This is a genomic window from Halobacillus sp. BBL2006 (genome assembly GCF_000786645.1).
Classification (GTDB): domain Bacteria; phylum Bacillota; class Bacilli; order Bacillales; family Halobacillaceae; genus Halobacillus.
This window is the reverse complement of sequence record NZ_JRNX01000190.1, coordinates 1-1,535: the sequence shown is the minus strand read 5'-3', so window position 1 is coordinate 1,535 and position 1,535 is coordinate 1. Positions and strand designations below refer to the sequence as shown.

1 protein-coding gene and 2 pseudogenes are annotated in these 1,535 nt (G+C 42.0%); all 3 read right to left on the bottom strand.

Going from position 1 to position 1,535, the window contains the following annotated elements:
- Nucleotides 1–187: pseudogene (gene murD, locus LD39_RS06740) on the bottom strand (UDP-N-acetylmuramoyl-L-alanine--D-glutamate ligase); the annotation flags it as partial.
- Nucleotides 187–1,170 (bottom strand): phospho-N-acetylmuramoyl-pentapeptide-transferase, encoded by a 984-nt coding sequence (gene mraY / locus LD39_RS06735; RefSeq protein ID WP_035544360.1) that lies wholly within the window; start codon nucleotides 1,168–1,170, stop codon nucleotides 187–189. The pseudogene murD and the gene mraY, both read right to left, overlap by 1 nt.
- Before the next feature lie 40 nt (nucleotides 1,171–1,210).
- Nucleotides 1,211–1,535, bottom strand: a pseudogene (locus tag LD39_RS23030) (UDP-N-acetylmuramoyl-tripeptide--D-alanyl-D-alanine ligase); the annotation flags it as partial.

Genomic DNA, 1,535 nt, shown 5'->3' with positions numbered 1-1,535 from the left:
CGCCTGTAACGACCTCTGCTCCTTTTTGTTTTAACTGTTGAATATCACTTGCCGTTTCATCTGCATTTTTGTCATTTACCCTTACCATTACTCCACTATCCAACAATAGATTGGCGGCGGCCGTGCCACTCTTGGCTAGGCCAAGAACAAGCACATGCTTGTAAGGAAAAGATTCTAGTTTTTTCATCAGAACATCACCTCAATGTAGATACCGAGGACGGCAAATACTAATCCAACCGCCCAGAAAGTCGTTACAACTCGCCATTCGGACCAGCCCTTTAATTCGTAGTGATGGTGCAAAGGACTCATCTTAAATACACGTTTACCCGTTGTTTTAAATGATATGACCTGAATTATAACCGATAGAGTCTCCAGAACAAATACCCCGCCGATTATGACTAGCAGCAATTCCAGCTTTGTTAAGATGGCTATGATCGCAATTGCTCCTCCAAGCGCTAATGAACCAGTATCGCCCATAAAGACTTTAGCAGGGTGCGCATTAAATACTAAGAAGCCGAGCAACGCTCCTACGACTGCTAATGAAAAGATGGTGACATCGATATTTGTATCACCAGTCCAAGCGAGAATGCCGAACGCTCCGAAGGCGATAGCTGCCGTTCCGGCCAACAATCCATCTAGTCCATCGGTCAAATTGACTGCATTCGAACCACCGACGAGCATGAATAGGATAAGAAGGGCATACCCGAACCCAAGTTCTACTTCAAACGATGTCCCCGGCACCCCGATGGTCGTCGGAAAACCATTTTGGCTTAGTATTAAGTAAACAACGATAGCTATTATGATTTGCCCAAGCATTTTTTGCTTAGACGTCAAACCAAGATTGCGTTTTAAAGCCACTTTGATGTAATCATCTAAAAATCCAAGTAAGCCATATCCGACCAGAACAAACAAAACTAAAAATAGATGAATGCTTGTTGATTCCGAGTTAAACCAATAGGAAGCGATCAATGTCGTTACAATGACTGCTACAATAATCATCACACCACCCATCGTTGGTGTGCCTGATTTTTTTTGGTGGGACTCAGGTCCTTCCTCTCTGATCGCTTGCCCAAACTTCAATCTCCTTAAGAAAGGGATGATCATCGGCGATATCACGACAGTAATGATGAATGATAATGCCATAGTGATTAGTAATATGTATTCCTCCATGTGGTGCTCCTCCTTTTACTTTATCGTCATCGCCTTAGTTTTAATCTGTTAAATCCTCAAGCAGTTCTTCCAACTTCATTCCGCGGGAAGCTTTCACTAATACTACTGTTTCAGATGTCAACATTGGACGCACATGATGACATAAAGCTTTTTTATCTTTGAAATGGGATGTTTCTATATTCGGGCTGTTTTGCGAAACAGCCTTAGAAATTCTCTCAGAATGATTTCCGATTGTAAAGACCGCGTCGATCTTTTCATCTATCGCATCTGCTACACTCTCATGTAAAGCCTCTGATTGCTCCCCTAATTCATACATATCACCTAATATTAACACTTTTTTTGATTTAGATGTCAATTGACCGACA

Excerpts from the sequence above, each read along its gene's own strand:
- mraY (WP_035544360.1), bottom strand. The coding sequence starts at position 1,170 with ATGGAGGAATACATATTACTAATCACTATGGCATTATCATTCATCATT.